The organism is Streptomyces sp. NPDC048462 (assembly GCF_043200175.1).
In the GTDB taxonomy this organism is placed as follows: domain Bacteria; phylum Actinomycetota; class Actinomycetes; order Streptomycetales; family Streptomycetaceae; genus Streptomyces.
In genome coordinates this window covers 38,945-64,980 of sequence record NZ_JBICXG010000038.1, presented here as the reverse complement: position 1 = coordinate 64,980, position 26,036 = coordinate 38,945, and the positions used below count along the sequence as shown (strand labels likewise).

At 71.7% G+C, this 26,036-nt stretch carries 25 protein-coding genes; 12 read left to right on the top strand and 13 right to left on the bottom strand.

Annotated features, from left to right (window positions below):
- The first annotated feature begins 245 nt into the window (after nucleotides 1-245).
- Complete coding sequence (gene tyrS / locus ACGFU6_RS36255; protein WP_393616819.1) at nucleotides 246-1,514, top strand: tyrosine--tRNA ligase; 1,269 nt, start codon at nucleotides 246-248, stop codon at nucleotides 1,512-1,514.
- Between the two features lie 143 nt (nucleotides 1,515-1,657).
- Here the strand turns inward: tyrS and ACGFU6_RS36250 are convergent, their stop codons facing one another.
- Complete coding sequence (locus ACGFU6_RS36250) at nucleotides 1,658-1,936, bottom strand: GlsB/YeaQ/YmgE family stress response membrane protein (protein ID WP_123526866.1); 279 nt, start codon at nucleotides 1,934-1,936, stop codon at nucleotides 1,658-1,660.
- A 236-nt stretch (nucleotides 1,937-2,172) separates the two neighbouring features.
- Between ACGFU6_RS36250 and ACGFU6_RS36245 the strand changes: the two genes are divergently transcribed.
- A complete protein-coding gene (locus ACGFU6_RS36245; protein ID WP_393616818.1) occupies nucleotides 2,173-2,547 on the top strand; it encodes a DUF3099 domain-containing protein in 375 nt (124 codons plus the stop codon).
- Between the two features lie 275 nt (nucleotides 2,548-2,822).
- Nucleotides 2,823-3,062, top strand: coding sequence for a hypothetical protein (locus ACGFU6_RS36240; protein WP_393616817.1), 240 nt, complete (start codon nucleotides 2,823-2,825; stop codon nucleotides 3,060-3,062).
- Nucleotides 3,063-3,081: 19 nt separating this feature from the next.
- On the opposite strand, the gene moaA is transcribed toward ACGFU6_RS36240, so the two are convergent.
- The 3 genes from moaA to ACGFU6_RS36225 form a co-directional block, all read right to left on the bottom strand.
- A complete protein-coding gene (gene moaA, locus ACGFU6_RS36235) occupies nucleotides 3,082-4,071 on the bottom strand; it encodes a GTP 3',8-cyclase MoaA (protein ID WP_393616816.1) in 990 nt (329 codons plus the stop codon).
- 174 nt (nucleotides 4,072-4,245) lie between these two features.
- Entirely contained in the window at nucleotides 4,246-5,883 is a 1,638-nt protein-coding gene (locus ACGFU6_RS36230) for a cation acetate symporter (RefSeq protein ID WP_393616815.1), read from the bottom strand.
- Nucleotides 5,880-6,245, bottom strand: a complete 366-nt coding sequence (locus tag ACGFU6_RS36225) for a DUF485 domain-containing protein (RefSeq protein ID WP_393616814.1) — start codon at nucleotides 6,243-6,245, stop codon at nucleotides 5,880-5,882. Before ACGFU6_RS36225 ends, ACGFU6_RS36230 begins: the two co-directional genes overlap by 4 nt.
- A 299-nt stretch (nucleotides 6,246-6,544) precedes the next feature.
- Here ACGFU6_RS36225 and ACGFU6_RS36220 point away from each other — a divergent pair, with 299 nt between their 5' ends.
- Both ACGFU6_RS36220 and ACGFU6_RS36215 read left to right on the top strand, forming a co-directional pair.
- Entirely contained in the window at nucleotides 6,545-8,080 is a 1,536-nt protein-coding gene (locus ACGFU6_RS36220; RefSeq protein ID WP_393616813.1) for a S8 family serine peptidase, read from the top strand.
- Between the two features lie 129 nt (nucleotides 8,081-8,209).
- A complete protein-coding gene (locus tag ACGFU6_RS36215) occupies nucleotides 8,210-9,628 on the top strand; it encodes a CoA transferase (protein WP_393616812.1) in 1,419 nt (472 codons plus the stop codon).
- Here the strand turns inward: ACGFU6_RS36215 and ACGFU6_RS36210 are convergent.
- From ACGFU6_RS36210 to ACGFU6_RS36195, 4 genes are all read right to left on the bottom strand, one after another.
- A complete protein-coding gene (locus ACGFU6_RS36210; RefSeq protein ID WP_393616811.1) occupies nucleotides 9,618-10,661 on the bottom strand; it encodes a zinc-dependent alcohol dehydrogenase family protein in 1,044 nt (347 codons plus the stop codon). The genes ACGFU6_RS36215 and ACGFU6_RS36210 overlap by 11 nt on opposite strands.
- Nucleotides 10,662-10,682: 21 nt before the next feature.
- Nucleotides 10,683-11,390 (bottom strand): lysoplasmalogenase, encoded by a 708-nt coding sequence (locus tag ACGFU6_RS36205; protein ID WP_393616810.1) that lies wholly within the window; start codon nucleotides 11,388-11,390, stop codon nucleotides 10,683-10,685.
- Nucleotides 11,387-12,280, bottom strand: coding sequence for a sterol desaturase family protein (locus ACGFU6_RS36200; RefSeq protein ID WP_393616809.1), 894 nt, complete (start codon nucleotides 12,278-12,280; stop codon nucleotides 11,387-11,389). Before ACGFU6_RS36200 ends, ACGFU6_RS36205 begins: the two co-directional genes overlap by 4 nt.
- Nucleotides 12,281-12,418: 138 nt before the next feature.
- Nucleotides 12,419-13,114, bottom strand: a complete 696-nt coding sequence (locus ACGFU6_RS36195; RefSeq protein ID WP_393616808.1) for a TetR/AcrR family transcriptional regulator — start codon at nucleotides 13,112-13,114, stop codon at nucleotides 12,419-12,421.
- A gap of 278 nt (nucleotides 13,115-13,392) precedes the next feature.
- On the opposite strand from ACGFU6_RS36195, the gene ACGFU6_RS36190 reads away from it, so the two are divergent.
- Entirely contained in the window at nucleotides 13,393-15,297 is a 1,905-nt protein-coding gene (locus tag ACGFU6_RS36190) for an RICIN domain-containing protein (protein ID WP_393616807.1), read from the top strand.
- Nucleotides 15,298-15,369: 72 nt separating this feature from the next.
- On the opposite strand, the gene ACGFU6_RS36185 is transcribed toward ACGFU6_RS36190, so the two are convergent.
- From ACGFU6_RS36185 to ACGFU6_RS36165, 5 genes are read right to left on the bottom strand one after another with little or no spacing between them, the layout of a single operon-like run.
- Entirely contained in the window at nucleotides 15,370-16,083 is a 714-nt protein-coding gene (locus ACGFU6_RS36185) for a VIT family protein (RefSeq protein ID WP_393616806.1), read from the bottom strand.
- Between the two features lie 25 nt (nucleotides 16,084-16,108).
- Nucleotides 16,109-17,368, bottom strand: coding sequence for an amidohydrolase family protein (locus ACGFU6_RS36180; RefSeq protein WP_393616805.1), 1,260 nt, complete (start codon nucleotides 17,366-17,368; stop codon nucleotides 16,109-16,111).
- Nucleotides 17,365-18,648, bottom strand: coding sequence for an amidohydrolase family protein (locus ACGFU6_RS36175; RefSeq protein WP_393616804.1), 1,284 nt, complete (start codon nucleotides 18,646-18,648; stop codon nucleotides 17,365-17,367). Before ACGFU6_RS36175 ends, ACGFU6_RS36180 begins: the two co-directional genes overlap by 4 nt.
- A 10-nt stretch (nucleotides 18,649-18,658) precedes the next feature.
- Nucleotides 18,659-19,543, bottom strand: coding sequence for an SDR family NAD(P)-dependent oxidoreductase (locus ACGFU6_RS36170; protein ID WP_393616803.1), 885 nt, complete (start codon nucleotides 19,541-19,543; stop codon nucleotides 18,659-18,661).
- Nucleotides 19,540-20,340 carry an acetoacetate decarboxylase family protein gene (locus ACGFU6_RS36165; RefSeq protein ID WP_393616802.1) on the bottom strand — a complete coding sequence of 267 codons (801 nt, stop codon included), beginning with the start codon at nucleotides 20,338-20,340 and terminating at the stop codon, nucleotides 19,540-19,542. The genes ACGFU6_RS36170 and ACGFU6_RS36165 overlap by 4 nt, the downstream gene beginning before the upstream one ends.
- A 124-nt stretch (nucleotides 20,341-20,464) precedes the next feature.
- Between ACGFU6_RS36165 and ACGFU6_RS36160 the strand changes: the two genes are divergently transcribed.
- The 6 genes from ACGFU6_RS36160 to ACGFU6_RS36135 all read left to right on the top strand — a co-directional run bounded on the left by ACGFU6_RS36160 (nucleotide 20,465) and on the right by ACGFU6_RS36135 (nucleotide 26,028).
- Entirely contained in the window at nucleotides 20,465-21,109 is a 645-nt protein-coding gene (locus tag ACGFU6_RS36160) for a TetR/AcrR family transcriptional regulator (RefSeq protein WP_393616801.1), read from the top strand.
- A 40-nt stretch (nucleotides 21,110-21,149) separates the two neighbouring features.
- The gene (locus ACGFU6_RS36155; protein WP_393616800.1) at nucleotides 21,150-22,157 is read left to right on the top strand and encodes a DEDDh family exonuclease; all 1,008 of its coding nucleotides are present in this window, start codon (nucleotides 21,150-21,152) and stop codon (nucleotides 22,155-22,157) included.
- A gap of 64 nt (nucleotides 22,158-22,221) precedes the next feature.
- Nucleotides 22,222-22,455 (top strand): hypothetical protein, encoded by a 234-nt coding sequence (locus ACGFU6_RS36150; protein ID WP_393616799.1) that lies wholly within the window; start codon nucleotides 22,222-22,224, stop codon nucleotides 22,453-22,455.
- A gap of 71 nt (nucleotides 22,456-22,526) precedes the next feature.
- Nucleotides 22,527-23,342 (top strand): SURF1 family protein, encoded by an 816-nt coding sequence (locus ACGFU6_RS36145; RefSeq protein ID WP_393616798.1) that lies wholly within the window; start codon nucleotides 22,527-22,529, stop codon nucleotides 23,340-23,342.
- 114 nt (nucleotides 23,343-23,456) lie between these two features.
- Nucleotides 23,457-25,268, top strand: coding sequence for a glycoside hydrolase family 15 protein (locus ACGFU6_RS36140; RefSeq protein WP_393616797.1), 1,812 nt, complete (start codon nucleotides 23,457-23,459; stop codon nucleotides 25,266-25,268).
- A gap of 4 nt (nucleotides 25,269-25,272) precedes the next feature.
- Entirely contained in the window at nucleotides 25,273-26,028 is a 756-nt protein-coding gene (locus ACGFU6_RS36135; RefSeq protein WP_393616796.1) for an SDR family oxidoreductase, read from the top strand.
- Nucleotides 26,029-26,036 lie beyond the last annotated feature (8 nt).

Below are 26,036 nucleotides of genomic sequence, written 5' to 3'. Positions count from 1 at the left end.
TCCCTGGTGGATCAGCGCGCGGCGTCAGATGCGGTGCATCGCAAGGCGGAGGAGCGTCCGCATACTGGATGTATTCGGGCGTTTCGACAACGCAGTGAGGTGCCGTAGCTGTCGTCGTGCGCCCGCCAGGGATTACGGGACAGCCCTTAGACTGGCCGATGCCTTTCGATCCACGTATCGATGCACGCGGCGGACACGTAGCCGGCCCGTATCGATACACGTAGCTGCTGAGGAGACACGGAACCGTGACGGACATCGTCGACGAGCTGAAGTGGCGCGGGCTGTTCGCCCAGTCCACTGACGAGGACGCACTGCGCAAGGCTCTCGCGGACGGTCCCGTCACGTTCTATTGCGGCTACGACCCCACCGCGGCGAGTCTGCACGTCGGCCATCTGGTGCAGGTGCTCACCATGCGCCGGCTCCAGCAGGCCGGTCTGCGGCCGCTCGCCCTGGTGGGCGGGGCCACCGGCCAGATCGGTGACCCGCGGCCGACCGCCGAGCGCACGCTGAACGACCCGGAGACCATCGCCGCCTGGGTGTCGCGGCTGCGGTCCCAGATCGAGCCGTTCCTGTCCTTCGAGGGCGACAACGCCGCGGTCATGGTGAACAACCTGGACTGGACCGCGGGCATGTCCGCGATCGAGTTCCTCCGGGACATCGGCAAGCACTTCCGGGTCAACAAGATGCTCACCAAGGAGTCCATCGCCCGGCGGCTGGAGTCGGACGAGGGCATCAGCTACACCGAGTTCAGCTACCAGCTGCTCCAGAGCATGGACTTCCTGGAGCTGTACCGGCGGCACGGCTGCACCCTCCAGCAGGGCGGCAGCGACCAGTGGGGCAACCTCACCGCCGGCCTGGACCTGATCCACCGCCTGGAGCCGGGCGCCGAGGTGCACGCGCTGGCGACGCCGCTGATGACGAAGGCGGACGGGACCAAGTTCGGCAAGTCCGAGAGCGGTGCCGTCTGGCTCGACCCGGAGATGACGACGCCGTACGCGTTCTACCAGTTCTGGCTGAACGTGGACGACCGGGACATCTCGCGCTACATGCGCATCCTCAGCTTCCAGAGCCCCGCCGAGCTGGAGGAGCTGGAGAAGGTCACCGAGGAGCGGCCGCAGGCCCGGTCGGCGCAGCGCGCGCTGGCCGAGGAGCTGACGACGCTGGTGCACGGCGCGGACCAGTGCGCCGCGGTCATCGCCGCGTCGAAGGCCCTGTTCGGCCAGGGTGAGCTGGGCGGGCTGGACGAGGCGACGCTGAGCGCCGCGCTCTCCGAGGTGCCGCACGCCCGGGTCACCGAGCTGGGTCCGCTGGTGGACCTCCTGGTGGAGGTCGGTCTGGCGCCGAGCAAGTCGGGCGCGCGCCGCACGGTCAAGGAGGGCGGCGCGTACGTGAACAACGTCAAGGTCACCGACGGCGAGGTGGCACCGGCCCGCGAGGAGCTGCTGCACGGGCGCTGGCTGGTGCTGCGCCGGGGCAAGAAGAACCTCGCGGCCATCGAGGTCACGGCCGGCTGAGAGCCTGCCGGTCGAGATCACGGCCGGCTGAGAGCCTGCCCGTCGGCCGTTGGGCCCGTCGCTGTCAGCACCGCGGCCGGGTACGCGTCATCACGCGTACCCGGCCGCTGCCGTTCCCCGTCGGCCGGGGTCCGGGGCGGTGCTCAGGTCTTCTGCCGCCTGTTGCCGCGGATCGATGTCCACGCCATGTCCCCGACACCGACCACCACCACGGCACCGATCAGCTGGAGAACGTGCCGTGTCCAGTCGATGCCCTTGGTGTCATTGACACCGAGCCAGGTGGCGACAGCATTGCCGAGGATGCTGCCGATCATGCCGAAGATGACCGTCAGCCAGAGCGGGATCTCCTGCTTCCCCGGCAGGATCGCCTTCGCGATCAGACCGAGAACCAGGCCCACGATGATTGCCCACAACCAGCTCATACCGCCTCCTCGTGCGACGCGGTGTCGCGATGTCCGATCAGTCTCGGCCCTGGACGTGCGCACCGCATGCCGGGCAGGTCCGTACGGGGGGCCGCCGGTTTCGTGACGCGCCCCGGCCTCGAACCCGGCGGGCGCCGGGCGTACCGTGGGAGCGGTCCGGATCCGGGGAGCGTCCGGCACGGGAACGGGGTCTCCCCCGGTTCGACACGAGCGCGGGGAAGATGGGTGGAGACGGCATGGGCAAGCAGAGCGGTGCGGAGGTCTTCCGGATCACGGGGGCCAGGCAGGGACTCGCGGAGGATGTGCGCGGCAGGCAGCGGCGCTATGTGATCTCGATGTCCGTGCGCACGGTCTCGGTGATCGCCGCGGCGGCCCTGTGGAACGTGGAACGCTATGTGGCGATCGTGGGGCTGGCGCTGGGCGTTCTGCTCCCGTACGTCGCCGTCGTCATCGCCAACGCGGGCCGGGAGAACGCCCCCTCGCTGCCCTCGACCTTCGTCCCGGCCCCGACGCGGCCGGCGCTCGGCGCCGCACCGGTGACCGGGCACGCCGAGCCGGGCCCGGCGGCCGACCAGGCCTTCCGTGCCACTGATCCACAGGGCCACAGCTGATCCGGTACGCCCCGATATCGCCCGGTTTCAAGGCCGGTCGAAGCTCAAGAAGAGCTCAGATCAATCATGAAGTTCCAGTGCCCCGCACCCCTGTCTGCGTGACATACTTCAAAAGCGCTCCGCATCCCCCGTCGGAGCGACGGACCGACGCCGGGCAGCTCCCCCCGTGGCTGCTCGGCGTCGCCCTTTCTCCGGCAGGGGATGCGTCGGGCCGGCCGCATCGGCGGTCGGCCCCGCGCCTCGTGGGAGGCTGCGGAGGATCTAGGGTTGAGTCCGTGAACTCCCCTGAATCCGCGGCCGAGAACGCTGCCGAAGCCCCCGTCTGCTCCGCCAAGGGCTGTCGTGCCGACGCCGTGTGGGTGCTTGCCTGGAACAACCCGAAGCTGCACACCCCGGACCGGCGCAAGACCTGGCTGGCTTGCGCCGAGCACCGGGAGCACCTCTCCTCGTTCCTCGGAATCCGGGGCTTCCTGAAGGACGTGGTGACGCTGAAGGAATGGGAGTCGCCCTCCTGACGGACCCGCCCCCGGCGCGCTACCCGCCGATCGCCGACATCGGGCGGTCGGGCTGGAGGAAGGAGGGGTCGTCCAGGCCCGATCCGGCCTTCTTGCCCCACATCGCGAGCCGCCAGATCCGGGCGATCTCCTGGTCAGGAGCCTCCGACCGCAGGGCGCCGCGCAGGTCGGTCTCCTCGCGGGCGAACAGGCAGGTGCGCACCTGGCCGTCGGCGGTGAGCCGGGTGCGGTCGCAGGCCCGGCAGAACGGCCGGGTGACGGAGGCGATGACGCCGACCCGGTGCGGGCCGCCGTCGACCAGCCAGCGCTCGGCGGGGGCGGAGCCGCGCTCGTCGCGGCCCTCGGGGGTGAGCTCGAAGCGGGTGCGCAGCGATTCCAGGATGTCACCCGCTGTGATCATTCCGTCGCGCTTCCAGCCGTGCTGTGCGTCGAGCGGCATCTGCTCGATGAAGCGGAGCTCGTAGGCGTTGTCCACGGCCCAGGCGAGCAGGTCGGGTGCCTCGTCGCCGTTGAGCCCCGGCATCAGGACGGTGTTGACCTTGACCGGGGTGAGCCCGGCCTCCCGGGCGGCTTCGAGGCCGGCCAGCACGTCGTGGTGCCGGTCGCGGCGGGTGAGGGCCTTGAACACGTCCGGGCGCAGGGTGTCCAGTGAGACGTTGACCCGGTCAAGGCCTGCGGCCTTGAGCGCGGCGGCGGTGCGCTTCAGCCCGATCCCGTTGGTGGTGATCGACATCTTCGGGCGGGGCTCCAGGGCGGCGCACTGCTCGACGATGGAGACGAGTCCGGGGCGCAGCAGCGGCTCCCCGCCGGTGAAACGGACTTCGGTGATGCCGAGCTGCGTGACGGCGATGCGGACGAGCCTGACGATCTCGTCGTCACTCAACAGGTCCGGCTTGGCCAGCCACTGCAGGCCTTCCTCGGGCATGCAGTACGTACAGCGCAGATTGCACCGGTCGGTGAGTGACACGCGCAGGTCGGTGGCGACCCGGTCGAAGGTGTCGATGAGCATGGTGGGCCCCCTCCTCCGGCTGAATTCCCGGTTGCGGTTATTGACTCTTTCGAGACTACGCGCCCCATGTGACATCACAGGAGCCCGTTTGACACGAGGTACGACGCGGCCGCGTCGTAGGACTCTACGACGCGGCCGCGGCAAAGGATCGGTGCGAGAGACGAACTCCTGCTCTCAGTGGGCTCCGATGCCGGTGAGGGACTTGACCTCCAGCTCGGCGTACTTGCCCTTGTCCGGCTCCTCCTTCGACAGCAGGGAGCCGATCCAGCCGAGCAGGAAGCCCAGCGGGATGGAGATCAGGCCGGGGTTCTCCAGGGGGAACCAGGCGAAGTCGACGCCCTTGAACATCGAGGTCTTCTCGTTGCCGGAGACGACCGGCGAGAACAGCACGAGGATCACCGAGCTGGCCAGACCACCGTAGATCGACCACAGCGCGCCCTGGGTGGTGAAGCGCTTCCAGAAGAGGCTGTAGAGGAGCGTGGGCAGGTTGGCCGAGGCGGCGACGGCGAAGGCGAGCGCCACCAGACCGGCGACGTTCACGTCGCGGGCGAAGGCGCCCAGCACGATCGCGGCGGCGCCGATGAAGACGGTGGCCCAGCGGGCGGCCCGCATCTCCTCCTTCTCGGTGGCCTTCCCCTTGCGGATGACGTTGGCGTAGATGTCGTGGGCGAAGGAGGACGAGGAGGCGAGGGTGAGGCCCGCGACCACGGCGAGGATGGTGGCGAAGGCGACGGCGGAGATGGTGGCGAGCATGACGGCGCCGCCGGTGGTGCCGACCCCGCCGAGGTACTCGGCGAGCTGTGGGGCCGCCGCGTTGCCCGCCGGGTTCTTCGCGATGATCTCCTTCGGGCCGATGAGGGCCGCGGCGCCGAAGCCGAGGGCGATCGTCATCAGGTAGAAGGCGCCGATGATGCCGATGGCCCAGTTGACGGACTTACGGGCGGCCTTGGCGGTCGGCACCGTGTAGAAGCGGATCAGGATGTGCGGGAGGCCCGCGGTGCCCAGCACCAGGGCGATGCCGAGGGAGAGGAAGTCGAGCTTCGAGGTGCCGGTGGCACCGTACTTGAGTCCCGGCTCCAGGAACGCGGAACCGTGGCCGCTCTTCTCCGCGGCGGTGCCCAGCAGGTCGGAGACGTTGAAGTCGAACTTCCACAGCACCATGAAGGTCATCAGGATGGCGCCCGCGATGAGCAGCACGGCCTTGACCATCTGCACCCAGGTGGTGCCCTTCATGCCGCCGATGGTGACGTACACGATCATCAGTACGCCGACCAGCGCAACGATCAGGATCTTTCCGGCGTCGCTGGTGATGCCGAGGAGCAGCGAGACCAGGACTCCCGCCCCTGCCATCTGCGCCAGCAGGTAGAAGATCGAGACGATGATCGTGGATACGCCCGCCGCGGTGCGTACGGGGCGCTGCCGCATCCGGTAGGCGAGGACGTCGCCCATGGTGTAGCGGCCCGAGTTGCGCAGCGGTTCGGCCACCAGGAGCAGCGCGACCAGCCAGGCGACGAGGAAGCCGATCGAGTAGAGGAAGCCGTCGTAGCCGAAGAGGGCGATGGCTCCGGCGATGCCGAGGAACGAGGCGGCGGACATGTAGTCGCCGGAGACCGCGAGTCCGTTCTGGAAGGCGGTGAACTGGCGGCCGCCGGCGTAGAAGTCGGAGGCGCTCTTGGTCTGCCGGCCGGCCCAGACGGTGATGCCGAGCGTCGCCGCGACGAAGACCGCGAAGAGCGTGATGATCAGCGGCCGGTGCTCGGTGGTGGAGGAGGCGGCGAGTACCGCGGTGTGGGAGTGGTACGCGGCGCTCATACGTCGGCCTCCATACGGGACTTGATGGCCTCGGCCTTCGGGTCCAGCTTCGCGTTGGCGTGCCGCGAGTAGAACCAGGCGATGAGGAAGGTGGTGAGGAACTGGGCGAGGCCGAAGACGAAGGCCACGTTGAAGTTGCTGTACACCTTGGTGCCCATGAAGCCGCCGGCGTAGTTGGACATCAGTACGTACAGCAGGTACCAGAGGACGAAGGCGATGGTCAGCGGGAAGGCGAACGAGCGGTGCGAGCGGCGCAGTTCGCCGAATTCCGCGCTCTCCTGCTCCGCGAGGAAGGCCTCGGTCGTGGGCTGGGCCGGCCCTGTCTCCGTACTGCCCTCGGGCGGCGGTGCATCGGTAGCCACGGAATCTCCTCGCGACGCGGGTGCGGTGGTGGTGGGGACGGTGGATTTCACTGGGAACCTCGGTATCGGGGGGTGATGGTGCGCCTCCCCTGACAACGGCACGCGGCCCGCGGCGAAGCGGTTCAACGCACTTGCGCACTCTTCCGCCCGGCTCCGGGTCACCCCTTCGGCCGCCGCGGCTCGGACGGGTTCTCGTGAACTCATTGATGAGCAGGGATGATCGGCGATAGCTTCACTCGTCATGTACGCGACTGGACACGCCGTGTCCGGTCGACTGACACGGATGAAGTGGAGACCCCATGGCTCATCTGGGATCCGGACGTGCGCGCGCACTGGCGCTGCCCGTCGGATTGGCCCTCACCGTCTCGCTCGGCTTCTTGCCGACGGGTTCCGCGTCCGCCTCGGCGGTGGACGGCCGGACCTCGGCGGCGGTGCCGGCGGACGGACCGAAGCTGTCGTACGTGGTCAACACGCGGGGCGGTCCCGGCACCGCCAAGCAGGTGCGCAAGGCGGTGGAGCGGGCGGGCGGCACGGTGGTGATCGCCTACGACCGGATCGGCGTCCTCGTCGTCCACTCGCAGAACCCGGACTTCGCTCGGTCGGTACGCGGGGTCAGGGGCGTGGATTCGGTGGGTGCCACCCGCACCAACCCGATCGTCCCGCAGGGCACCAAGGACATCGGGGTCGAGCAGCCGCTCACCGTCCAGCAGGAGCGGACCGCGGCGGCACGGGCGACGGCGGACCAGGATCCGATGGAGCCGCTGCAGTGGGACCTGCCCGCCATCAAGGCGGACAAGGCGCACCAGAAGTCACTGGGCAGCCGGAAGGTCACGGTCGCGGTCATCGACACGGGCGTGGACGACACGCATCCCGACCTCGCGCCGAACTTCGACCGGTCCGCCTCCGCGAACTGTGTGACGGGCGCGCCGGACACCACGGCCGGCTCCTGGCGGCCGAACGCCGGTGAGAGTCCGCACGGCACCCATGTCGCGGGCACCATAGCCGCGGCGAAGAACGGCATCGGGGTGACGGGTGTCGCTCCGGGGGTGAGGGTCGCCGGCATCAAGGTGGCGAACCCGGACGGGTTCTTCTACACCGAGTCCGTCGTCTGCGGCTTCATGTGGGCCGCCGACCACGGTGTCGACGTCACCAACAACAGCTATTACACCGACCCGTGGATGTACAACTGCAAGGACGACCCGGACCAGGGCGCACTGGTCGAGGCGGTCGCACGGGCCACCCGGTACGCGGAGAGCCGGGGCACGGTCAACGTCGCCGCCTCGGGCAACTCGGCCGAGGACCTGGCGGCCGACTCGATCGAGGACACGGGCAGCCCGAACGACGGCGACACCTCCACCCGGACGATCGACCCCAAGAAGTGCCTCGACATCCCGACGATGCTGCCGGGTTTCGTGACGGTCTCGGCGACGGGTGCGAAGGGCCTGAAGGCCTCGTACTCGAACTACGGGAACGGCGTCATCGACGTGGCGGCGCCGGGCGGCGACTCGACGGCCTACCAGCCGCCGGAGCCGCCCGCGACGAACGGGCTGATCCTGTCGACGCTGCCGGGCGGCAAGTACGGCTACATGGCCGGTACGTCGATGGCCTCCCCGCACGTGGCGGGTGTGGTGGCCCTGATCAAGTCGAGGCACCCGTACGCCTCGGCGGCCGCGGTCAAGGCGCTGCTGACGCTCGAGGCCGACGCCAAGGCGTGCGGCGAGCCGTACGACATCGACGGTGACGGCACCGTCGACGCGGTCTGCGAGGGAGGCAAGAACCGCAACGGCTTCTATGGAGCCGGTGTGGTGGACGCCCTGGACGCGGTGCGCTGGTAGCGGGTCCGGTACGGGGGCCGGTGCGATCGCCGGCCCCCGTACCGGCCCGGCCGGTCATCGTGGTGCCCGGAGCTCCCGAGCCCGTCCGGGCCCTGCCCGGCGCCCGGCGCCCGGTGCCATAGTGCCGGAATGAATCGACTCCCCGTCTCCGGCACCGAGCAGGCCTGGGCCGCGCTCGGCGGAGATCCCGCGCTGCTCGCTCGTATCGGGACCGCAGGCCCTGCGGGGCTGCTGCCCGCCCGGCTGCCCGTGCTGGAGCTGGCCCGCTCGACGGTCGCTGTCTGCTCGCTGGCCGCCGCCGAGCTGACGGCACGCCGCCTCGGCGCAGCCGTGCCCCGCGTCTGGATCGACGACGGCGCCGTGGCCACCGCCTTCGTCAGCGAGCGCCATCTGCGGATCGACGGCCGCGCCCCGACGACGTTCGCACCGCTGTCGCGGTTCTGGCGCACCCGTGACGGCTGGGTCCGCACGCACGCCAACTACCCGCACCACCGGGCCCGGTTGCTGGGCGCGCTCGGGCTGTCCGCGACCACCTCCGACGACCGGGCCGTGCCGGCGGTGAGCGCGTCGTTCGCGGGGCGGCGGGCGGCCGAGATCGAGCAGACGGTGTACGCCGCGGGCGGACTGGCCGTCGCCGCCAGGACGCCCGGGGAGTGGGCCGCCGACCCGCGACGCCTCGCGCTGTCCGGCGTCCCGCTGGTGGAGCGGGAACGGATCGATGCCGCCCCGGCACGCCGGACGGCCGCACTCGACGGCGCCCCGCTGCGGCCCGCCTCCGGGCTGCGTGTCCTGGACCTCACCCGGGTCATCGCGGGCCCGGTCGGCACCCGTACGCTCGCGCTGCTCGGCGCCGACGTGCTGCGGATCGATGCCCCGCAGCTCCCGGAGAGCCCGGACGCACACGGCGACACGGGGTTCGGCAAGCGGTCGGCGGCCCTCGACCTGGCGAGCCGCACGGGCCGCGCCGCCTTCGAGGAACTGCTCGCCGGGGCGGACGTCGTGGTCACCGGGTACCGGCCCGGCGCGCTGGACCGGTTCGGGCTGACGGCGGAGTCCCTGGCCGCGCGCAGGCCGGGTCTGGTGATCGGGCGGCTGTCGGCCTGGGGGCCCGGTCCGTGGGCCGGGCGGCGCGGCTTCGACAGCCTGGTGCAGGTCGCCACCGGCATCGCGGCGACGGAGACCGCACCGGGCGCGCAGGACGGTGCGCCGGGCGCGCTGCCCGCCCAGGCGCTGGACCACGGCACGGGCTATCTGCTGGCCGCGGCCGTGCTGCGGGCGCTGACCGAGCAGCACGAGGAGGGCGGTTCCCGGCTGGTCACCCTCTCACTCGCCCGCACCGCGGCCTGGCTGACCGACGAGATCCCCACGCCACCGGGCCGCGTGGCGGACGGCTCCTACGACCCGCAGAAGTGGCTCACGGAGACCGACGGCCCGCTGGGACGGCTGCGCCACGCGCTGTCGCCGGTCTCCTTCGAGGGGTCACCCGCCGACTGGCTGCGTCCGCCCGGAGCGCTGGGGGCGGACGCGGCCGCCTGGCTCACGGCTTGATGAGGACCTTCAGCGCCGTGCGCTCGTCCATCGCCCGGTAGCCGGCCGGGACGTCGTCGAGGCCGATGGCGAGGTCGAAGACGGGCGAGGGGTCGATGGCGCCGGACAGGACGTCGGGGAGCAGCTCCGGTATGTAGCCGCGTACGGGGGCGACGCCGCCGCGCAGGGCGATGTTCCGGTCGAACATGACGCCGAGGTCCAGTCCGGTGCCACTGCCGTGCGGTACGCCGACGTAGCCGATCGAGCCGCCGTCGCGGGTGATGCCGACGGCGGTGCGCATCGACTGCTCGGTGCCGACGGCCTCGATCACGGCCTGTGCTCCCTCGCCGCCGAGCAGTTCCCGTACGGCTGCGACGGCCGCGTCGCCGCGCTCGGCGACGACGTCGGTGGCGCCGAAGGCGCGGGCGATGTCGGTGCGCGCGGTGTGGCGGCCGAGCGCGATGATCCGCTCGGCACCGAGCCGCTTGGCGGCCATGACCCCGCACAGGCCGACGGCGCCGTCACCGACGACGGCGACCGTGCTGCCGGGCTTCACACCGGCGCCGACGGCCGCGTGGTGGCCGGTGCCGAGGACGTCGGACAGGGCCAGCAGCGCGGTGAGCAGGCGGTCGTCGGAGGCCGCGGCGGCCGGCAGCTTGACCAGCGTGCCGTCGGCGAACGGGACGCGCACGGCCTCGCCCTGCCCGCCGTCGGAGCCGACCGAGCCCCAGAACCCGCCCTGCGGGCAGGAGGTGGTCAGGCCCTCGGCGCAGTAGGCGCAGGTGCCGTCGGACCAGACGAAGGGGGCGACGACCAGGTCTCCCACGGCGAAGCCGTTGACGCCGGCACCGGCCTCCTCGACGATCCCGAGGAACTCGTGGCCGATGCGCTGGCCGGGCCGGCGGGCGGACTCGCCCCGGTAGGCCCACAGGTCGCTGCCGCAGATGCAGGCCCGCAGGACCCGCAGCACCACATCGGTGGGCTGCTGGATCGCGGGGTCCGGGACCTCCTGCACGCGGATGTCGTGCGGGGCGTGGATGACGGTGGCGCGCATGCGTGGGGGTCCTTGCTGATCTCAGATGCTGGTACTCCGTTCACGGTACGCCCCACTGACCACACCATCCCCTTTCGCCCCTGGGGCGAGCACGCCCAGGGTCAGCAGGAGCTGGGCCGCGACGTAGGTGAGCATGACCCAGAAGTCGGGGGCGGGCGGCTGCGGCCGGTCGGCGATGCCGGTGGCGATCAGCGCGTCGGAGAGCAGGAAGAGCGCGCCTCCGGTGGCCGCGTACCGGCCGAGCACCCCGGACCGGCAGGCCATGGCGGTGAGCAGCAGGCTGTAGCCGGTCAGCGGCAACCGCAGTCCGGCCGGCAGCCCGTCCCAGAGCAGCGCGATGAAGACGGCCAGGACGGCCGCGTACAGGAGCGCGGGCAGCAGGGCGCCACGGGCCCGCCCGAAGAGGCTGAGGTAGCAGAGGTGCCCGGCCGCGAAGCCGCCCATCCCGACGAGGAACGCGGCATCGGCGTCGGCCAGCAGGAACACGTCGCCCAGCCAGCCGCAGAGCAGTGCGGCGATCAGCAGCCGGGGCCCGCGCCGGGCGGCGGCGTACCCGGCCAGCAGTGGCATCAGCAGCGGCTTGGCGACGAGGTGCGCGGCCCCGGTGTCGGTGAGCACCCCGACGAGGTCGACGGCGCAGGCGGCGAGGAAGGCGATGCGCAGGGGGCGTACGAACCGCTCCCGCCGGTCCGCGGGCGGGCCGGCGTTCGTCAGCGGGGCGGCGTTCATCCGGTGCTTTCCGGCGCGGGAACGGCGGTGGCCGCCTTGGCCTTGCGCACGGCCGCACCGGCCGGCTGCCAGCCGGGCCCGCAGAAGACCCGCCCGGCCCGCTCGCCCCAGCTGCCCGCGGCGCGCACGTCGCGGGCGATGGCGGCGTACTCGTGGGTGGCGACCCGTAGCGGGTTGAAGGTGTCGATGTTCTTGGTGAGCCCGAACACGGGCCGCTCCGTCTCCGCCGTGAAGGAGCCGAACCAGCGGTCCCACACGATCAGGATGCCGCCGAAGTTCCGGTCGAGGTAGCCGCCCTGGGAGGCGTGGTGCACCCGGTGGTGGGAGGGCGTGTTCAGTACGTACTCGAAGGGCCGGGGCAGCTTGTCGACGCGTTCGGTGTGCACCCAGAACTGGTAGACGAGGTTGGCCGAGGAGCAGAAGGCGAGGGCGGCCGGGTGCACGCCGCAGGCGATGAGGGGGAGGTAGAACGGCCAGACGGTCAGCGAGGTCCAGGGCTGGCGCAGCGCGGTGGAGAGGTTGAACTTCCGGCTGGAGTGATGGACCACGTGGCAGGCCCAGAGGATCCGGATGACGTGGTGGCCCCGGTGCGACCAGTAGTAGAGGAAGTCCTGCCCCAGCAGCATCAGCGGGACGGTCCACCACAGGACGGGCACGCGCAGCGGCGTCAGCTCGTACACCGCCGTGTAGACCGCCACGATGGGCACCTTCCACAGCAGGTCGAAGACCAGGCTGCCCAGCCCCATGGTGATGCTGGTGGCGGCGTCCTTCGCCTCGTAACCGGCGGCGTCCTCGTCGGGGTGGAAGTGGTGGAGGGCCATCTCCAGAACGGTGAGCAGGACGAAGGCCGGTATGGACCAGAGCACTACATCGGGCAGGTTCGTCGGCATTCCAGCACCGTAGAGCCGCAGGACGGCCCAGGACCAGACGTTGTTACCAACAAGTATGCGAGACGCGCTGTCAGCAATCTTTGGTGACTTCTGCCAAGAGCGCGCCGGGCCCCAGCCGCCCGGATACAGGTCCGCCGCTCACCCGGCCGGTGGCGGAGCGGGCGCCGGGGTGACGGCCCCCGGGCCGAACCTGCCGGGCGCGAGCGCCGCCAGCAGGGACGTGACCACGAGGTCGGTCGACGCCGCCATGTCCACGGACGCGGGGGCCAGCAGCCACTGCACCTGGAGACCGTCCATGACCGCGATGACGGCGTTGGCGGCGTTCTCGGCCTTCTTCGCGTCCTCGGCGGGAAGGCCGCACGCCTCGCGCAGGGCGTCGGAGACGAAGGAGCGCAGCCCGTCGTAGCGGTCCCGGAAGTACTCCTGTGCCGGGTGGTCGTCCGTCACGGACTCGGCCGAGAGCACGGCGTAGAGCCGGACGATGCCTTCGCGTTCGGCGTTGCGCAGGGCGGTGTGGACCAGGTGGCGCAGGAACTCCAGGCCCTGGGGGCGGTCGGGGCCCAGCTGCTCGATGTCCGTCTGGTCGCGCAGTTCGAGAACGCTGGTGAGCAGGAGGGCCTTGGAGCGGAAGTAGTGCAGGACCCCCGCCTGGGTCAGCCCCGCCCGGTCGGCGATCTCCGCGAGCGAGGCGTTGTTGTAGCCACGGGCGGCGAACGTGTCCATCGCGATGTGCAGGATGTCCCGCTGCCGCTGCCGGGCCTCCGGACTGCGCGGCGTGCGCGGCGTGCGCGCCCCGGAGGTGCGCCCGGGACTGCCGGCTGACTGGTTGCTCACCGGCACAGCTTAGACCTGGCGTGCGACGGAACTGCGGGCCGAGTCCGTACCGCCCCAGGAGGGAGCGCGCGGCGCGAAGGAGAGTGCGACCGACTACTTACTAACCACTTAGTGAGTGTGCTTCTATATCGCCGTCGCCCCACGACGCACTCCCCCGCCACGGCTGGACAGGACCTCCGGCCCCGAGTCGGCCGCGCTGCCTCCGGCGGCCCGTTCCCGCCCCGCTCGCTCCACCGGCAGCCGCACCACCCCCAGGTACGTCCTAAGGAGAGCCGCACATGTCCCACGACCGTCCCTTCCGACCACGGGCGCGCGCCGCAGGCGCAGCCCTCGCACTGACCGTCGCCGCGATCGGCCTCGCAGGCACCGGATCGGCCGCCCACGCCGCGGACCCCACCGCCCAGGTGTGGGTCTCCACCCGCGACGGCGCCGAGCGGCTGTCGGCCGAGGCCGATGTCCCGTTCACCTCCACGCCCCGGTCCGTCGACATCAACGTCGACGCCGCCGGCAAGGGGCAGCGCTTCACCGGGGGCGGCGCCTCGGTGACCGGCGCGTCCGCCCATCTCATCCAGGGCCTTGCGCAGGACAAGCGCACCGCGCTGATGACGTCGCTCTTCTCCTCCGACGGCGACGGGATCGGGCTCAACTACCTGCGCCAGCCCCTCGGCAGCAGCGACTTCAACGCCGACAGCAGCCTCTCCACGTACGAGGACACCCCGGGATCCTTCTCCATCGACCGGGACAAGGCGGAGATCATCCCGGTCCTGAAGCAGGCCACCGCGGTCAACCCGGCCATTCGCTTCATGGGCTCACCCTGGTCGCCGCCCGCCTGGATGAAGACCAACAACGCGCTGAACGGCGGCAGCCTCAAGCCCGCGAACTACCAGGCGTACGCCGACTACCTGGTCCACGCGATCCAGGCCTACGGACAGCAGGGCATCACCCTGACCGACCTGACCGTGCAGAACGAGCCGGAGTTCGCCGCGAGTTACCCGTCCATGACGATGACGTCGTCCGAGCAGGCCGCCTTCTTCAAGGTGCTCGACCCCACCCTCACGGCGGCCGGCCTGCCCACGAACCTGCTGGCGTTCGACCACAACTGGGACCATCCCAACTACCCGCTGGAGGTCTTCGCCGCCACTCCCGGCATGAGCCGGGTGATCGGGGCGGCCTTCCACTGCTACGGCGGGACCCCCTCGGCGGAGCAGCAGGTCGTCAATGCCGGCAAGCGCGTCTTCTTCACGGAGTGCTCCGGCACCGAGAGCGCCGACCGGAGCACCACGTACGCCGACACGCTCACCTGGCACGCCGAGAACCTCGTCGTGCAGAACATGCGCAACGGTGGCGAGACGGTCGTCGACTGGAACCTGGCCCTCGACCAGAACGGCGGCCCCCACCAGGGCGGTTGCGCCGACCGCTGCAACGGCGTCGTCGAGATCGCGAACGGCGGCGTCACGCGTAACGCCGAGTACTACGTCCTCGGCCATCTCACCAAGTTCGTCAAGCCCGGCGCCACCCGCATCGGCTCCACCAGCCAGGGGGGCGGCGGGGTCGAGAACGTGGTCTTCCAGAACCCCGACGGCACGCGTGCGGCCTACGTCGTGAACAGCGGCAGCGGGGCCCAGGAGTTCTCGCTGACCGACAACGGGAAGTCCCTCGTCTACACCCTGCCCGCGGGCGCCGTCGCCACGTTCGTGTGGAGCGGTACCGACGGCTCGACCACCGAGCCGCCCGCCGAAGGATCGATCGACTCCAGCGCCTGGTACCACGTCACGAACAGCCACAGCGGCGCCTGCCTCGACGCGGCCGACTGGGGCACGGACGACGGCACCGCGCTCCAGCAGTGGAGCTGCGGCACCGGGGCCAACCAGAGCTGGCAGTTCAGGCCGGCCGGCGACGGCACCTACCAGGTTGTCAACCGCAACGGCGGCAAGGTGTGGGACGTGGACGGCGGTCCCGGTGCCACCGCGGCCGGGACCAAGGTCCATCTGTGGTCGTACGTCGCGGGCACCAACCAGCAGTGGAAGGCGGAACCCGTCGGCACGGCCGGACAGTTCCGGTTCGTCGCGCGGCACAGCGGGAAGTGCCTGTCGGTGGACGGCGCCTCCACCGCCAACGGGGCCAGGCTGTCGCAGCAGGTGTGCGACGGTTCCTCGGCGCAGGCGTTCGCCCTGAACCGCTGACTCACCGGTCAGGAGAGCGGGAGACGAGGCCGGGCCGCCGTGCGTACGGCGGCCCGGCCTCGCCTGCGGCTCCTACACCCCCGCCGCCCCCAGCAGCTCCCCCGCCGCGTACGTCACGGCCATCGCGAGCGCACCGCCGCCCATGTTCCGCAGCAGCGCCGGCCCCACCGCCGCGTCGCCGAGGCGGGCGCTCCACCAGCCGGTCAGGGCCAGCGCGGCGAGCACCGACAGCACGGTCACCAGCAGCCGCAGGGACGTCGGGGGCAGCACGATGGCCAGCAGGGGCAGCAGCGCGCCCACGGTGAACGCGAGGAAGCTGGCGCCGGCCGCGTGCCAGGGGTTCGTCAGGTCGTCCGGGTCGATGCCCAGCTCCACCTCCGCGTGGGCGCGCAGCGCGTCGCGTTCGGTGAGCTGGACTGCGGCCTCGCGGGCGACCTCGCGGCTGAGGCCCTTGCCCTCCAGGAGTCCGGTGAGCTCGGCGAGTTCCGCCTCCGGCATCTCCTGGAGCTCGCGCTTCTCCGTGGCGAGTGCGGCCTTCTCCGAGTCGCGCTGGGTGGAGACCGACACGTACTCGCCCGCGGCCATCGACATGGACCCCGCCAGCAGCCCGGCCAGGCCTGCGGTCAGCAGGGTGCTGCGGTCGTCGGTGGCCCCGGCGACGCCGACGACGAGACCGGCGGTGGAGACCACACCGTCATTGGCGCCGAGCACGGCGGCGCGCAGCCAGTTCAGCCGTGCGCCCATACCCGTGCTGTGCGGTTCGTGGTGCGCCTGGGGATCGCTCATCCGGGGATGGTCTCACCTCGCGGCGTCACCAGACGCGTACCGACCCGCCCGGCGCGAACGCGGGGCTGGTCGCGCCCTCGGGGACCTCCTTCAGGGGTTCGGCGATCTCCTGGACCGTCGGGCCGGCGGTGGCGGCGATCCGGTCCAGGGCGGCCAGGTCGAAGCCGTAGACGCGGGCCGCGTTGCCGCCCGTCATCGCCGCGACCTCGGCGGGCGGCAGCCCGGCGTACGCGATCCGCAGGCCCTCCCGCGAGTAGGGGGCGGTGCCCTCGTCGTGCGGGTAGTCGCTGCCCCACATGATCTTGTCGAGGCCGATCCGGTCGCGCAGCGGCACCTCGTGCGGGCGCATGAAGCTCGCGCCCACGTAGCAGTTGTCGCGCCAGACCTCGCTGGGGCTCGCGCCCATCGAACCGGCCAGCCCCGCACCGAACTTGGACTCCGCGGTGGCCGCCCGGGAGGCCGACGCGACGAGCCGGCCGTGGTAGTAGTCGAGCATCTCCATGATGCCGGGGATCCAGCCCGAGCCCTGTTCGGTGAGGACGAGCCGCAGCCCGGGGTGGCGGCGGAACGCGCCGCCGAAGATCAGGTGCCACAGGGCCCGGTGCGAGAACCAGGTGGTCTCCACCATGAAGACGGCGCGGGCCGCCGGTTCGTCGCCCAGCGGCGGGGACGCGGAGCCGCCGTGGTGGTTGACCGGTACGTCGAGCTCCGCGCAGACCGCCCAGAGCGGGTCGTACGCCGGGGAGTGCAGCTCCGGGACGCCGGAGCCGGGCGGGGCGCCGGGCAGCAGGATGCCGCCGGTGAGTCCGGCCTCCTTGGTGCGGCGGACCTCGCGGGCCGCCTCGGCCGGGTCGTTGAGGAGGATCTGCGCGACGCCCGCGCGACGTCCCGGCGCGGCGGCGCAGAAGTCGGTGAGCCAGCGGTTGTGGGCGCGCAGCCCGGCCCAGCGCTGTTCGTACTCGGCCCGGGAGGGTGCGGGCGCCATCAGGGACGCGGAGGGGAAGAAGGGCGGGATGGTGTTGGGGAAGACGACCTCGGCGACGATGCCGTCCGCCTCCAGGTCCGCGAGGCGGCGCGCCGAGTTCCAGTTGCGGTCGGCGGTGTCGGCCACCAGGTCCTCGTACGGGTTGACGTAGGTGGCCGCCCAGGCGTCGAAGTCGTCGTGGTGGGCCGACTCCAGGTACGGCCGGTAGTCGAGGAGGTCGGCGCCGGCGTGGCAGTCGGCGGAGATGACGGTGTAGCGGTCCGTGTCACGCACGGGGTGCGCGGGGCGGGGGTCGGTCATGACGCCCCCAGGACCGGGAAGTCGTGGTCGGTCAGCCAGTGCCTGCCGACCTCGCGCGAGCGGGCCCAGGAGGCCCGGACCGCCCTCTGGTCGGCGCTCTGGCCGAGGTCGGCGGGGGTGGGGCCGATACGGGCGGCTACGGGTGCGAGCTTGTCCGTGTCGAAGCCGAAGACCTCTGCGGCGGCCAGGCCGAGCATCCGGCGGGTCTCGTCGACGGGGATGTCGTGGAAGGTGTTGCGCAGCCAGTTCGCGGTGTTCGGCCAGGTGCCCTCGGGGTGCGGGAAGTCGCTGCCCCAGAGGATGTTGTCGACGCCGATCTCGTACCGCTGGGCGAGCTCGCGGCGTTTGGTGTTGGTGGCGCAGACGAACACCTGGCGGTCCAGGTACTCGTGCGGGGGCCGCTTCAGTTCGGCGAACGGGGAGAGCTTCTTGCCGCCGTGGGCGCCGAGGTAGAGCCGGTCCATGAACCAGAGCAGGTTGGGCAGCCACCAGCAGCCGGACTCCGCGACGCCGAACTTCAGCCCGGGGTGGCGTTCGAAGGCGCCGGACCACAGGAGGAACCAGAGCGGGCGCGACGGCCACCAGGTGACCTCGGAGACGTAGATGCCCAGGTGGTCGCCGTACTCGTGGCGCGGTGCGGCGCCCGAGTGGGTGACGACCGGCATCCCGGTCTCGGCGGCGGCCGCCCAGACGGGGTCGTAACGCCGGTCGTGGTACGGGGCCTTGTCGACCCACATGGAGGGGATCATCAGGGCGCCGAGGCCGGACTCCTTGGCCCGGTGGATCTCCGCGACGACCCGGCCGGTCTCGCCGGTGACGGGCAGCAGGGCGACCCCGCAGTGGCGTTCGGGGTGCTGGGCGACGAACTCCGCGAGCCAGCGGTTGTGGGCCTGCGCCCCGGCCATGCCCAGCTCGGGGTCCTGGTCGCCGGAGAGGCCGAGGCCGACGCCGAAGGGGGCCGCGGTGCGGCTGTCCACGGCGTCCGCGTCGGGGAAGACGACTTCGGCCGCCACCCCGTCGCCGTCCAGTTCCTTGAGCCGCTGGGTGGCGTCCCAGCCGCCCCTGAGGCCTTCCTCGTTGTCCTGGAACCACTTGTCGGCGAAGGCCTCGTTGCGGACCCCGAGGCGGGTCATCTCCTCGCGGCGGTGGTCGCGGCCGGCGAGGAACTCGTCGAACTCGCGGTGGAACCGGCTGTCGAGGTAGGGGCGGTACTCCTCGGTGGGCAGTCCGGCGTGGCAGTCGGAGGAGATGATCAGGTACGGGTCGTCATCGGTCGTCATCGCTCACTCCTCAGTCGAGTATGAAGTTCTCCAGGTAGGACGGATCGGCCCGGTCGAGCATCGACTGCGACCTGGCCCGGATCTGGCTGTCGCTGCGTTCGCTGTCGGGGAGCATCCAGAAGCGGTCGGCGCGGATGCCGTCGACGACGGTCGCGGCGACCTCCTCCACCGGGGTGAACTCCACCTCGTGGCCCGCCGCCCTCATCGCGCCCTCCCACTGGTCGAGGCTGCGGTAGGGGGTGCGGCGCGGGCGCTCCTTGGCGTACCGCTCGGGGCGGTTGCGGTGCGACTCCCACAGTCCGGTGCGGAGCATGTGCGGGCCGGGGAAGAGGACCGAGGCGCCGACGGCCGCGCCCTCCGCCCGCAAGTGCGCGTACAGCGATTCGGTCATGGTGACGACGGCGGACTTGGTGACGGCGTACACGGACGCGGTGGGCAGCGGGGCGATCCCGCCGTCGCCGGAGGAGGTGTTGACGACACGGCCGGGGGCGCCGCCCGCGAGCATGCGCGGCACGAAGGCCTGGATGCCGTGGAAGACGCCCCAGACGTTGACCGCGAAGGCCCACTTCCAGTCGTTCGGCTCGTGCTCCCACATCCGGCCCTCTGCGCCCGATCCGACTCCGGCGTTGTTGCACAGCACGTGCACGGCACCGAAGGTGTCGTACGCGGCCTCGGCGAGCGCCTGCACGGAGTCGCGTTCGCTGACGTCGACGGGCCGGGCCAGCACCCGCGCCCCGTCCTCGCGCAGTTCGCCGGCGGCCTTGTCGAGCGCGCCCTCCTCCACGTCGGCGAGGACGACGTTCAGCCCCTCGGCCGCGAACCGGCGGGCCATGGCGAGGCCGATCCCACTGGCGGCCCCGGTGACGACGGCGGTCTGGCCCTCCTCCAGCCTCATCGGACGCTCCCCTCGGGCGGTCCGTCGTGGATCTGCTGCGGATCGTCGTAGCGCTGGTGGACGTACGGCAGCAGCGCGTCGGCGCTGACCCGCTCCACGGCCCGGCCCCGCTGGTCGCTGGTCTTCTCCCCGATGGTGACCTCGACCAGCCTGCGCACGGGCAGGTCCGCGACCGGGTCGTACATCGACTCGCGCAGCACCACGTCGCCGGTGATCCGCTCCAGCTTGCGGACCTTCTCGTGGCGGGTGCAGTGGATCAGTACGGGGCCGGAGTCGAAGCCGTCGCCGTCCACGGCGGGCAGGAACTTGAAGTAGAAGTCGAGCTTCGTGGCCGGTTCGGGCAGCGGCAGCGGTCCGTCGACCGCACCCCTGATCTCGACGAACGCGATGCCGTGGCGGACGAGGGCGGCCCGGACGACGAGGCCCTCGCGCTCGACGCTCACCTCACCGAGCTTCTTCGGTTCGCCGAACACCTCGCGGCCGCCGGTCAGCGCCCGTTCGTGGGTCATCGGCATGACCAGCGGGTACCAGCCCTCGTGCCCGTCGTGGACGGCGGCGACGGCGACGGAGCCCGCGCCGAGCGGGTAGCCGGGCAGGTCCACCTTGCTGATGCTCGCCCGGACGAGCGGTCGCCCGGCCGGTTTCAGGGGCGGTGGGAGGACGGCCGCCACCGCGTCGGGGTCGCTCTCCCAGACGGCGCTCACGCCGGTGGACCAGATGTCGGGGAGCCTGGAGCGGGCCTCGCGGGATGCCGCGATCTCGGCCTCGGTGCGCGCGCCGTACCGTACCCGTGCCATGCGGTGCCACCCTTCTCGGTCGTCCGCGGCCCGGCTGTCCGCCGGGCTCTGTAACACAGTTACACCGGAGACGATGAAGGGTAAATAGCCGTGCGTGTAACGGAGTTCTGGAACTGGAGGAGCTGTGGCGCGATCGGCGCTGACCCGCGACGAGGTCCTGGCGGCCGCCGCCGCACTGGTGCGGCAGCACGGTCCGCAGACCCTCACCATGCGCAAGCTGGCCGCCGAACTGGGCACCGCCGTCACCTCGATCTACTGGCACGTCGGCAACCGCGAGTCGCTGCTGGACGCCCTCGTCGAGCGCACCGTGCAGGAGATGGGCACCCTGCGCCCCAGCGGCCGGGGCCCGGCCGCCCGGATCGTCTCGGTGGCCCGCGGACTGCGCCGCGAGCTGCGTGCCCGGCCGCATCTGATCGCGATGGTCCACGAAAGGGGGCTGACGGAACGGATGTTCCTGCCGGCGCAGCAGGCGCTCGTCCACGAGGTGCACGCCGCCGGGCTGCGCGGCGCGCGGGCGGCGGCCGCGGTGCGGTCGGTGCAGATCCACACCGTCGGCTTCCTGCTGGTGGAGCGAAACCGGGAGCGGTCCCCCGTCCAGTCGCCCGGCGAGGGCGATCTGTGGAGCGGGTCGACGGCCGGGGGCGATCCTGCGCTGGCCCGCGCTCTGGCCCGGCCGGCCGACCCGGACCGGCTGTTCGCCGGCTCCGTGCGGGCGCTGGTGGACGGGCTCCTGGCGGGTTCCGGTCCGTGCGACGCGGAGCGGGGGTGACGGCCGAATAGGGGACTGTCGGTCGTGGCCCGTATTCTCTGTGACCATGCTCGACGACCGCCAGACCGCAGCACCGTGGCCGACCGCCTACCCGCAGGGGTACGCGGTCGTCGACGTGGAGACCACCGGCCTCGCACGGGACGACCGGATAATCTCCGCCGCCGTCTACCGCCTGGACGCGCAGGGCAACGTCGAGGACCACTGGTACACCCTGGTCAACCCGCAGCGGGACCCGGGCCCCGTGTGGATCCACGGGCTGACCAGTGACGTGCTCGAAGGCGCCCCGCTCTTCCCCGAGATCGCCGCCCAGCTCTCCGAACGGCTCGCCGGCCGTGTGCTGGTCGCGCACAACGCCGCCTTCGACTGGTCGATGCTCGCCCGGGAGTACGCGCGCGCCGCGGCGATCGCCCCGGTCCAGCAGCGGCTGTGCACCATCGCGCTCTCCAAGGAGCTGCGGCTGCCGCTGCCCAACCACAAGCTGGAGTCGCTCGCCGCGCACTTCGGGGTCGTGCAGCAGCACGCGCACCACGCCCTCGACGACGCCCGGGTGCTGGCCGAGGCCTTCCGCCCGAGCCTGCACGCGGCGGCGGGCGGCGGGCTCCGGCTGCCGCTGCTGGAGTGCCGGCCGCTGACCGAGTGGTCGGACTCCCCCGTCACCCCTCGGATCGGTCACCAGGCCCCGTACGGCGGCGGCCAGGCGAGCTGGCGTCCCGCGCGCAAGCGCCCGGCCTGCCCGTATCCCAACCCGGGACGGTACGAGAAGGACAAACCCCTCATGCAGGGCATGCGGGTGGCGTTCTCCGGGGACACCTCGATCGACCGCGAGCTGCTGGAGGACCGGGTGGTGGAGGCCGGGCTGCATGTGGCGACCAGCGTCTCCCGGCTGACCAGCCTGCTCGTCACCAACGATCCGGACGCGGCGACGTCGAAGACGGTGAAGGCCAAGGCGTTCGGCACCCCGATCCTGGAGGAGAGCGCGTTCACCCATCTCCTGCGGGACGTGGCCGCCGCGCCGCAGGGGTCTCCGGCCGCGCCGTCATCGGAGTGAACCGGGGGCGACTCGCCCGCCCACCGCTCGCCCGTCGGCGCCCTCGCGTCCCACCCTGTGGCGCATGGCACGTTGCGAGGTATGCGGAAACGACTACGGGATGTCCTTCGAGGTGCACGCGCAGGGCGCGGTGCACGTCTTCGACTGCTTCTCCTGCGCCATCCACCGGATGGCGCCGATCTGTGAGCACTGCCGGGTCCAGGTCATCGGCCAGGGGGTCGAGGTCGACGGGCACTGGTTCTGCGGCGGTCACTGCGCCCGCGCGGAGGGGAAGGTGGGCATCATCGACAGTGTCTGAGCACCGGGCGAGGCCCCCCTTCCGCCACCCCCTGCGCGATGCGCCCCATGCCACGGTTGTACCGTCATGGGGTGTACCGCTTCCTGTTGACCCGGCAGTGGCTGATCCTCGCCCTCCTCGCCCTCGTCATGATCCCCACGATGATCGAGCTGGGCTTCTGGCAGCTGCACCGGCATGAGCACAAGGTCGCGCAGAACGCCCTGATCTCGCACAACCTCAAGGCGAAGCCGGTTCCGGTCGCCGCACTCACCTCCCCCGGTCACGTCGTTCCGCGCTCCGACTACTGGCGCGCGGTGAAGGCCACCGGGACGTACGACGAGAAGCACGAGGTCGTGGTGCGGCGCCGGACGTCCACCGACGGCAGCATCGGCTTCCACGTGCTGGTCCCGTTCGACCTCAAGGGCGGCGGCACCGTCATGATCAACCGGGGCTGGATCCCCACCGCCGACGACCAGCATGCCTTCCCCGACGTACCCGCCGCGCCCAAGGGCGAGGTGACGGTCACCGGGCGGCTCAAGGCCGACGAGACGACCGGCGCCAGCGGCATCAAGGACCTCTCCGACCTGCCGGACCGCCAGGTGATGCTGATCAACAGCGCCCAGCAGGCCAAGCTGCTCTCCCGGCCGGTGCTCGGCGGCTACCTGGAGCAGACCGGCCCGGTGCCCTCCGGCGACAAGCCGGAGCTGATCGAGGCCCCCGACGACAGCTCCATCGGCCCGCACATGGCCTACGCCGTGCAGTGGTGGCTCTTCGCCGCCGGGGTGCCGGTCGGCTACGTGGTGCTGGCCCGCCGCGAGAAGCGCGACCTGGTGGCGGCCGCCGCCGAGGCGGCCGAAGCGCGGGACACCGCGGCGGAGCCCGGGAAGCCCGAGCCCGCGAAGGCCTGACGAGGTGTCGGCCGGCGCCGGCCCGTACCGCGACCGTCGCCCGGCGGGGTGACTCCCGCCTCACGTCGCACTACGGCTGCTTAGCCGGGGCGATGTTCGGGAACACGCCAGAACGTGACCCCACTCATCGAGGACTACGCCCTCATCGGCGATCTCCAGACAGCTGCCCTGGTCGGAAAGAACGGTTCTGTCGACTGGCTCTGCCTGCCCCGCTTCGACTCGGGCGCCTGCTTCGCGGCACTGCTCGGTGACGAGGACAACGGCCACTGGCGCATCGCACCGCAGGGCGCGGACACCTGTACCCGGCGGGCCTACGCCGGTGACTCCCTCGTACTGGAGACGTTCTGGGAGACCCGCACCGGCACGGTCAAGGTCATCGACTTCATGCCGCAGCGCGACGAGTCACCCGATGTGATGCGGATCGTCGAGGGGATCAGCGGCACCGTCGACATGACCTCGGTGCTCCGGCTGCGCTTCGACTTCGGCTCGGTCGTGCCCTGGGTGCGCCGCTCGCAGGGCCACCGGGTGGCGGTCGCCGGGCCCGACTCCGCCTGGCTGCGCAGCGAGCCGCCGGTCAAGACGTGGGGCCAGCAGTTCTCCACCTGCTCCTCCTTCAGCGTGTCCGCCGGGCAGCAGGTGGCGTTCGTGCTGACCTGGCACCCCTCGCACTCGCCCCGCCCCGATCTGGTCGATCCCTTCGAGGCGCTGGAGAACACCCTGGCCGACTGGGCCGAGTGGGCCGCCCGCTGCAAGTACCAGGGGCCCTACCGGGAGGCCGTGATCCGCTCCCTGATCACCCTGAAGGCGCTCACCTTCGGCCCGACCGGCGGCATCGTGGCGGCCCCCACCACCTCGCTGCCCGAGGAGATCGGCGGCGTACGGAACTGGGACTACCGCTTCTGCTGGCTGCGGGACTCCACGCTCACCCTCGGCGCACTGATCTCGGCGGGCTATCTGGAGGAGGCGGGCGCCTGGCGGGACTGGCTGCTGCGCGCCGTCGCCGGGGACCCCGCTGACCTGCAGATCATGTACGGGCTCGCGGGCGAGCGCAGACTGCCCGAGTCGGAGCTGCCGTGGCTGCGCGGTTACGAGAACTCCGCCCCGGTCCGGATCGGCAACGCCGCGGTCCGCCAGCGCCAGCTCGATGTGTACGGGGAGGTCATCGACTCGCTCCGGCTGGCCCGGGACGCGGGACTGGGCGACAAGCCGCACGCCTGGAACCTCCAGCTCAGCCTGCTCGGCTTCCTGGAGTCCACCTGGCGCGAGCCCGACGAGGGTCTGTGGGAGATCCGCGGCCAGCGCCGCCACTTCGTCCACTCCAAGGTGATGGCCTGGGTGGCGGCCGACCGGGCCGTGCGCAGCCTGGAGGAGGACTCGTCCCTGACCGGCGACGCCGACCGCTGGCGGGCGATGCGGGACGCCGTGCACCGGGAGGTCTGCGAGAAGGGGTACGACCCGGTGCGCAACACCTTCACCCAGTCCTACGGATCGCGGGACCTGGACGCCTCGACCCTGCTGATCGCCAGGACCGGCTTCCTGCCGCCCGAGGACCCCCGGCTCGTCGGGACGGTGGACGCGGTCCGCGCCGAGCTGGGCAGCGACGGGCTGGTGCGCCGCTACAGCACCGACGGCACCTCGATCGACGGCCTGCCGGGCGGCGAGGGCGCGTTCCTTGCCTGCTCGTTCTGGCTGGCGGACGCGCTGCGGATGACGGGGCGCACCGAGGAGGCCACCGAACTCTTCGAGCATCTGCTGACGCTCCGCAACGACGTGGGACTGCTCGCCGAGGAGTACGACACCGCCGCCATGCGCCAGCTCGGCAACTTCCCGCAGGCCTTCAGCCACATCGGCCTGGTGGGGACGGCCGTCGCGCTGGCCGAGGGGCTGCCCCCCGAGGACACGGCCGCGGGCGAGACGGCAGGATAGAGCCATGGATCTTGGACTGAAGGACCGTGTGTACATCGTCACCGGGGCGACCCGGGGGCTCGGCAACGCCACGGCGCGGGCGCTGGTGGACGACGGCGCGAAGGTGATCATCACCGGCCGGGACGAGAAGAGCGTCCGGGCCGCCGCCGACGACCTGGGCCCGGACGCCGTCGGGCTCGCCGCCGACAACGCGGACCCGTCCGTGGCGCAACGGCTGGTCGACGCCGCGCAGGAGGGGTTCGGCCGGCTCGACGGCATCCTCATCAGCGTCGGCGGTCCGGCGCCCGGCTCCGCCGCGGACAACACCGACGAGCAGTGGCAGTCGGCCTTCGAGTCGGTCTTCCTCGGCGCGGTGCGCCTCGCCCGTACGGCGGCCGCGGCGCTGGGCGACGGCGGGGTCATCGGCTTCGTGCTCTCCGGCTCCGTCCACGAGCCGATCGGCGGGCTGACCATCTCCAACGGCCTGCGCCCCGGCCTGGCCGGGTTCGCCAAGTCGCTGGCCAACGAACTGGGCCCGCGCGGCATCCGGGTCGTGGGCGTGCTGCCGGCCCGGATCGACACGGACCGGGTCCGTGAACTGGACGCGCTCTCGGGCAACGCCGAGGCCTCGCGCACGGCCAACGAGGCCAACATCCCGCTGCGCCGCTACGGCACCCCGCAGGAGTTCGGCCGGACGGCGGCCTTCCTGCTCTCGCCCGCCGCCTCGTATCTGACCGGCATCATGGTCCCGGTCGACGGCGGCTCCCGGCACGGTTTCTGACCCGTACG